Below are 6,606 nucleotides of genomic sequence, written 5' to 3'. Positions count from 1 at the left end.
CAATTTTTAACGCCGGATGGGCGAGCGCAGGCATTTTTCAGACAGAGCGTAGACTTTCGTCGAAGCACCGCCGCTTAGGGCAGGGTTTGTCGGTTAAGCTCGTGCGTCCCTCGTTTCGTCGGCGATGCCGTTATCGCCCGCGAATCCTCCGACCTTTCAGATGGAGAGTCCTTCATGAGCAAGCGCATCCTGGCGTACCGTCGCCTCAACGATCAGCAGCTCGATCAGCTACGTGACCGCTTCCACGTCGATTATTTCGACAAGCTGGGGTCACCCGACGATCCGGCGTTTCGCGATGCGCTGAGCGAAGCTCACGGCCTGATCGGCGCAGGCGTCAACATGACCCCGGAACTGCTCGATGCCGCCCCCAAGCTGGAAGCGATCGCCACCATTTCGGTGGGCGTCGACAACTATCCGGTCGATGAACTGACGAAGCGCGGCATTCTGCTCTGCAACACCCCGGACGTGCTCACCGAAACTACCGCCGATACCGGCTTCTCGCTGATCATGGCGAGTGCCCGGCGGGTGGTGGAGCTGGCCGAGTACGTCAAGCGCGGCGACTGGAAGGCGAGCATCGGACCGGCCCAGTTCGGCAGCGACGTGCACGGCAAGACGCTGGGCATGGTCGGGTTCGGGCGTATCGGTCAGGCCGTGGCGCGTCGCGGTGCGCTCGGCTTCGGCATGAAGATCCTCTACGCCAAGGCCTCGCCCAAGCCGGCGCTCGACGCGGAACTGGGCGCCCGCCACTGCGAACTGGACGAACTGCTGCAGCAGTCCGACTTCGTCTGCGCCATCGTCCCGCTGACCCCGGAGACCCGCCAGCTGATCGGCGCCCGCGAATTCGAGCTGATGAAGGAGAGCGCCATCTTCATCAACATCTCCCGCGGGCAGGTGGTCGACGAACAGGCCATGATCAAGGCCCTCGAGAGCGGCCAGATCCGCGGCGCCGGCCTCGATGTGTTCGAGCAGGAACCGCTGCAGGCCGAATCGCCACTACCGAAGATGCCCAACGTAGTGGCGCTGCCGCATATCGGCTCCGCCACCCATGAAACCCGCACGGCCATGGCGCAGCGTGCCGTGGACAACATCATGCTCGCGCTCGACGGCAAGCGCCCACTCAGCCCGTTCAACGAACAAGCCTGGGCCGGACGCTTCGCCTGACCCTCCTCCCGGGATCGCGATCGGCCTGCCGATCGCTTCCTTGCCTTGACCCGCGACCGGGTCTTTCCGAGCGTCTCCCCACCCCGTCACCCGCCTCAAACTTTCGGCCCAGAAGCGGGCCGGGTTCGGACGATCAAAAAGTGTGCAATTTCTGGGGAGCCTCTTGCCTCGGCTTGTCAATCTCGTTCGGGGCGACTAAAGTTGCAACATAGATTAGAAACAGTGTTCCGTAATCCTGTACTTTTCGATACCGCGGCCGATATTGGAACAACTGGATACAGCGGAACTGGAAACGTCAGAACCGGAAACGAGAACTGGAGCCAGTCATCGGCAGACCGATTCACCGACGGTCTGCGTCTATATCCACTGACAGCGCCCTCGAGGCGACCCATCATGCCCGATCCCCTCTGCTTGCTTTTCGATTGCGACGGCACTCTGGTCGATAGTGAACCGCTTCTTGCCGAAGTCATGGCGAAATACCTGAATCAGGCCGGCCTGCCCTTCCAGCCAGACGATTACATGAAGGCGTTTCGCGGCGCGCGATTCGCCAGCATCGTCTCGCATCTGGAGCGCGAGCACGGGGCGCTCGACGAAGCCGTTCGTCAACATATCGAGACTTCAATGCGCCAGGAGATGTACGAGCGCATGGCAGACGAACTCGAGCCGATCGCCGGCGTTCCTGAAGCGCTCGATGCGCTGGGTTCGCTGCCACGCTGCGTCGCGTCCAACGGCCCCGAGACGAAGATTCGGCGGGCGCTGGACAGCACGGGCCTGCGCGGCTTCTTCGGCGATCATATCTACAGCGCCTATACCGTGGGGAGCTGGAAGCCGGCACCGGGCCTGTTCCTTCATGCCGGGCGCGACATGGGCTTCGACCCCGCCGACTGCATCGTGATCGACGACGCCCAGGTCGGCGTTCGTGCGGCGCTGGCAGCAGGCATGCGAGTCGTCCATATCAATCGCTTCGCCGATCTCGAGCCCACTCCCGCCGGCGCGATCGGAATCCGCGACATGCGCGAGCTTCCCGGCGTGATCGATAGACTGATGCCGGCCCTGGCCGTCGGCAACCTCTAGCGCTTCGGGTGCCTATCAACCCCGAGTGCCGGGATTCGATGGCCGGCCACCGGCGCTCCGTCGGACCAGATGATCACTGCCCGGGCCAACCGCTCGGGCCGTGATCGTTGCGCCATCGCCAATTTCAGCTCGACCGATTCCCGTTCGATTACTTCGCACGTTCGTTCCTCATCGGGCGGCCGAGTTATCATCCATCGCTCGAGTATCGATTCGGAGTTCTCATGCCTTCATTGCAGGATCAGCTAAGCGGCCTGGTCTACTCGACCGAACACGGCGAGACCTGCCCCGACTGTCGCCGGCCCGTGGCCGAGTGCGAATGCCGCGAACGCGAGGAGGCCGAGCGGCTCGCCTCCCTCGACGGCATCGTGCGCATTCGTCGCGAAACCAGTGGCCGCAAGGGCAAGGGCGTGACGACGATCCAGGGCGTGCCACTGAATAGCGACGAGCTGAAAATCCTGGCCAAGACGCTCAAGAAACGTTGCGGCACCGGCGGTGCGCTCAAGGATGGCATGATCGAGATTCAGGGCGACCATCGCGAGGTGCTCAAGCGCGAGCTGGAGTCGCGCGGGTTCAAGGTCAAGCTGGCCGGAGGTTGATCTGTCCTCCCTCACGGTCCCCTTCTACCCTGACACGCGCAACGACAGGAATTTTCCCCCCTTGTGCGTGTCACACCTCTGCCGTTTCCGCCTCTTCCTTGATTAGGGATCCCGATGTCTTCGCTCAAAGCACTGCGACCGCTTGTCCTGATCATGACGCTGCTGCCACTGGGTATGCTGACCGGGTGTGCCGGCGGGCCCCAGTTCGAGACGCTCGCCGCCCGGGTGGTATCCGACAAACCGATAACGCTCCCCAAGTCTGCAGCACTCGAAGTCCAGTTGAAGGACGTTTCCACCGGCGACGTGCTGGCCAGCAGCCGTTACGAGCAGTTGGGACAGCTTCCGATACCGATCACCCTGCAGTACGCCGCCGAGGCGATCGACCCCGACGATCTCTATCGCCTTAGCGCGCAGATTCGCGACGACGACCGAATTCTCTATCTGAATCCGGAGCCGGTATCGGTCTTCGGCCATGGTGACGCCCCCGAGCCGGACATTCCGGTGACCACCACCGGCGCGGCGACCGCTCGCTAAGCCGAACCGTCGAAGCCCGAATCCGGGAAACCCGTCGCTAAGGTCGACTTGCCGAAGACAGGCCAGCGATTCACTGTAGTGCAATCCGATTCATCACCAAGGAGGGCAGGATGGAAACACTGACACTACCCGGTACCGACATCGTCACGTCCCGCATCGGACTCGGCACCTGGGCCATGGGCGGCCGCCAGTGGGGCGGTACCGACGATCCCAACGCCATCCGCACCATTCACGCCGCCATCGATCGTGGCGTCAACCTGATCGATACCGCACCGGCCTACGGTTTTGGCCATTCGGAAGAGGTCGTCGGCAAGGCCGTCGCCCAGTCGGATCAGCGTGACAAGCTGGTGCTGGCGACCAAGGCCGGCCTCGAGTGGTACGACGATGCTACCGTGGCACGCAATGCCACGGCGAAACGTCTGGAGAAAGAGCTCGACGACTCGCTGCGTCGGCTGAACACCGACCATATCGACCTCTACCAGATCCACTGGCCAGATCCGCTGGTCGAGATCCAGGAGACCGCCGAGGCGATGGCACGCTTCCATCGTGCGGGCAAGATTCGTGCGATCGGTGTCAGCAACTTTTCTCCCGCACAGTGCGACGTCTTCCGCCAGGCCGCGCCGCTGCATACGCTGCAGCCGCCCTACAACCTGTTCGAGCGCGATATCGACAGTGAAATCCTGCCTTATGCCGAGAACAACGATCTGACCCTGCTGACCTACGGCGCCCTGTGTCGCGGTCTGCTCACCGGCAAGATGCACCAGGGCTATGCATTCAGCGGCGACGATCTGCGCAACAAGGACCCCAAGTTCCAGTCGCCGCGCTTCGCGCAGTACCTGGCCGCGGTCGAGGCGCTGACCGAGCTGGCTCGCAGCCGCCACGACAAGAGCGTGCTGGCGCTGGCCGTCCGCTGGATTCTCGATCGCTCCCCCAACATTGTCGCCCTGTGGGGCGCCCGCAAGCCGGAACAGGTCGAGCCGCTGGGCGATATCACCGGCTGGAAGCTGAGCGACGAGGACATGGCCGACATCGATGCCATTCTGACCCGCCATGTCAAAGATCCGGTCGGCCCCGAGTTCATGGCGCCGCCGACACGTCGATAGGCGGTAAATCACCTGTCATCGACTCGGAACCCGGCCTTGGCCGGGTTCTGTCGTTTCGGCGCTGCCGGCATTTTGCCGCCGCTGCCGCTATACCGTTTCCAGTTCGTCGATCAGGGCCGTCAGCGTCGGCCCGATCGATGTCGTGAGCTTGAGATCGAACAGTTCGTCGGCCCGCGTGGTGCCGAGATTGACGCAGGCGATCGGCTTGCCCGCCTTGGCCGCCTGCCGGGCGAACCGAAACCCCGAGTAGACCATCAGCGATGACCCGATCACCAGCATGGCCGAGGCATCCGCGAGCGCGTCGAAAGCTCGCTCGACCCGGGCCTTGGGCACGTTGTCGCCAAAGAACACCACATCCGGCTTGAGAATGCCGACCCGGCAGCGAGCGCAGCCGGGCACTTCGAACGTGGAAAAATCGTGGCCATCGAGATCGGCATCACCATCCGGTCCCACCTCGGCGCTCAACGACAGCCACTCGGCGTTGCGGCGCCCGAGTTCGTCATGCAACGCATGGCGCATCAGTGTCGCGTCACAGTTCATGCACCTCACCACATCGGCCTGGCCGTGGAGATCGATGACGCGTCGCGAGCCCGCTCGCTGATGCAGGCCATCGACGTTCTGTGTGACCAGCGAAGCGATTCGCGACTGCTGCTCGAGTACCGCCAGCGCCTTGTGCGCCTGGCCGGGATGCGCGGACGCCAGCGCCCGGAAACCGACCAGACTGCGCGCCCAGTAACGTTGCCGTACGGCGTGGCTGCCCATGAAAGCCTGATGGCTGACCGGGGGCGGCCGCTTCCAGTCGCCTCGCACATCGCGATAATCGGGAATGCCACAGTCGGTACTGACCCCGGCACCCGTTAGCACGAACAGGCGCGGTTGGCCCTCGACGAAATCGAGCAGTGCCGAGACGTCCGGAATGGATTCGTTGGACATACTATTTTCTGCCGATCAATGTTAGATAAGAAAGTGACGATTCCTTAACACAAGATAAGCGTCCTCGACGCTGGATGGCTGCCGACATGCCCGATACGCCCCTGGATCCCGTGGTCGAAAAGCGTTTAAGGGGCACCCGTCTCGCTAAACGTATCTACGCACCGCGGACCCTGGGGCTCCTGGTCGGCGGCCTGTGCATCGGTAGCGCGCTCCATGAATTGCCGACCCCGTCCTGGGTCTGGACGCTATGGTCACTGCAGATCCTGTTCTGGTCCCACCTCGCCTACTGGCGAGCGAGGTATCACAAGTCACCCTATCATGCCGAACGTCAGAATCTCGGCGCCGACAGTTTGCTGGGCGGCTTCTGGGTGGCAGCCATGCATTTCAACGTACTCCCCAGCATTGTGGTAGTGACGATGATCTGTCTCGACAATATCGCGGTTGGCGGGACACGTATGGCGTTGCGTGGTCTCGGCCTGCTGGCCACGGGCACGCTGATCGGGATGTGGTTGATCTCGCCGGGCTTTCCAAACGTCGTACCATCGGCAACCGTGCTGCTCTGCAGTCTACCGATGATCATCACTTACCCGCTTGTGATCGGCTATATCACCTATCTCCAGGCCCGCCGACTCAGCCGCCAGAAGACGGCATTGATCGAGTTGAGCCGCTCCGATGGATTGACCGGGCTGTTCAATCGCCGCTTCTGGGAGGATCAGGTAGCCGCAAACCTGCCAACCGATTCGCCCGCAACGATCGCGCTGCTCGACCTCGACCATTTCAAGCGCATCAACGACGAGCATGGTCATGGTGTCGGCGACCAGACCCTGCGCACGTTGTCTTCGCTGCTCCGCCAGTCGTTTGGCGATGACGTGCTGCTCGGGCGTTACGGTGGCGAAGAGTTCGGCCTGCTGATGCCGTCGACCACGCTGGATCAGGCCTGGACCGCGATTCAGCGGTTTCAGCAACGGCTGAGACACTATCCGCCACCACCGCCGCTTTCCAGGATGCCCACCTGCAGCATCGGCCTGGCCGCCAAGAGCCCGCTGACGAGGAATCACGAGCAATGGCTGCTGCAGGCGGACCAGGCGCTTTACTCGGCCAAGCATGCCGGGCGCAATCGGATCTGCATCGACGGCGCTCCAACATCGCAGACGACGCTCGACCTCGGCTAGAATGGCCTCTTCCCGCCCACGCCACTGCAAGGA

7 protein-coding genes are annotated in these 6,606 nt (G+C 62.9%); 6 read left to right on the top strand and 1 reads right to left on the bottom strand.

The window, feature by feature from the left end; all coding sequences use genetic code 11:
- Positions 1-174 precede the first annotated feature (174 nt).
- The 5 genes from DOM36_RS18190 (at position 175) to DOM36_RS18170 (ending at position 4,468) form a co-directional block, all read left to right on the top strand.
- Positions 175-1,161 carry a D-glycerate dehydrogenase gene (locus DOM36_RS18190; RefSeq protein ID WP_110643954.1) on the top strand — a complete coding sequence of 329 codons (987 nt, stop codon included), beginning with the start codon at positions 175-177 and terminating at the stop codon, positions 1,159-1,161.
- Positions 1,162-1,554: 393 nt separating this feature from the next.
- The gene (locus DOM36_RS18185) at positions 1,555-2,235 is read left to right on the top strand and encodes an HAD family hydrolase (RefSeq protein ID WP_075569787.1); all 681 of its coding nucleotides are present in this window, start codon (positions 1,555-1,557) and stop codon (positions 2,233-2,235) included.
- Positions 2,236-2,456: 221 nt separating this feature from the next.
- Entirely contained in the window at positions 2,457-2,831 is a 375-nt protein-coding gene (locus DOM36_RS18180) for a translation initiation factor Sui1 (protein WP_110643961.1), read from the top strand.
- Between the two features lie 114 nt (positions 2,832-2,945).
- Positions 2,946-3,365 carry a YbaY family lipoprotein gene (locus DOM36_RS18175; RefSeq protein WP_110643953.1) on the top strand — a complete coding sequence of 140 codons (420 nt, stop codon included), beginning with the start codon at positions 2,946-2,948 and terminating at the stop codon, positions 3,363-3,365.
- A gap of 110 nt (positions 3,366-3,475) precedes the next feature.
- Positions 3,476-4,468 carry an aldo/keto reductase gene (locus tag DOM36_RS18170; protein WP_110643952.1) on the top strand — a complete coding sequence of 331 codons (993 nt, stop codon included), beginning with the start codon at positions 3,476-3,478 and terminating at the stop codon, positions 4,466-4,468.
- An 87-nt stretch (positions 4,469-4,555) separates the two neighbouring features.
- Here DOM36_RS18170 and DOM36_RS18165 read toward each other — a convergent pair whose 3' ends face one another.
- Positions 4,556-5,401, bottom strand: a complete 846-nt coding sequence (locus DOM36_RS18165; RefSeq protein ID WP_110643951.1) for an NAD-dependent protein deacetylase — start codon at positions 5,399-5,401, stop codon at positions 4,556-4,558.
- An 86-nt stretch (positions 5,402-5,487) separates the two neighbouring features.
- Between DOM36_RS18165 and DOM36_RS18160 the strand changes: the two genes are divergently transcribed.
- Entirely contained in the window at positions 5,488-6,573 is a 1,086-nt protein-coding gene (locus DOM36_RS18160; RefSeq protein WP_198651328.1) for a diguanylate cyclase, read from the top strand.
- The last annotated feature ends 33 nt before the right edge of the window (positions 6,574-6,606 follow it).

It is taken from the genome of Salinicola sp. CPA57 (assembly GCF_003206035.1).
Lineage (GTDB): Bacteria > Pseudomonadota > Gammaproteobacteria > Pseudomonadales > Halomonadaceae > Salinicola > Salinicola socius.
This window is presented reverse-complemented; position numbering and strand designations above follow the sequence as displayed.